This window comes from Vibrio sp. 1580 (genome assembly GCF_033340055.1).
Window position 1 is genome coordinate 1 of record NZ_JAWOVT010000499.1, and the last position, 581, is coordinate 581.

Annotated in this window: 1 protein-coding gene; it reads right to left on the reverse strand. The window is 49.6% G+C overall.

Features of this window, described 5'->3' with window-relative positions:
• Window positions 1–581, reverse strand: a 581-nt coding sequence (gene cyoE, locus R7093_RS26800) for a heme o synthase (RefSeq protein ID WP_318147222.1), incomplete at both ends; no start/stop codon positions are given.

Consider the following 581-nt stretch of genomic DNA (forward strand, 5'->3'; position numbering starts at 1 on the left):
GAGCAATACCGTGTAAAGTAAGATCGATGTTTTGGTGTATTCAATGCCATGGGTTACCGGCAGCATAGGAATGTCGACCTTGCGGTAATCTTCCACTCGATGTATCGCGAGAGCCCAGAAATGCGGAGGCGTCCAGATGAAGATAATCATCACCAATAGCCAAGCGTTACCATGCAGCTCACCCGTCACCGCTGTCCAACCTAAGAGTGGCGGCATCGCACCGGCAATGCCAGCAATCACAATATTTTGCGGCGTTGCTCGCTTCAAATACATGGTGTAAACCACCGCATAGCCCAGTAAACTCAAAAACGTCATCCACGCTGTGAGCGCGTTTACCCAAGCATATAGGAGTACAAAACCAACCACGCCGATTGCCACGGCAAAAATCGCAACCGACAAGGGATTGGTGTCTCCCGACGGTAAAGGACGCGTATGAGTACGAGCCATTCTTGCATCAATTCTGCGGTCAATAAGATGATTAAATGCCGCGGCAGAACCAGCCATTAGTCCTATTCCAATCAATCCGATGGATGCTTGAATCCAAGGAAAATCAGTGACCGGAGCCAAGCTCATGCCAACAA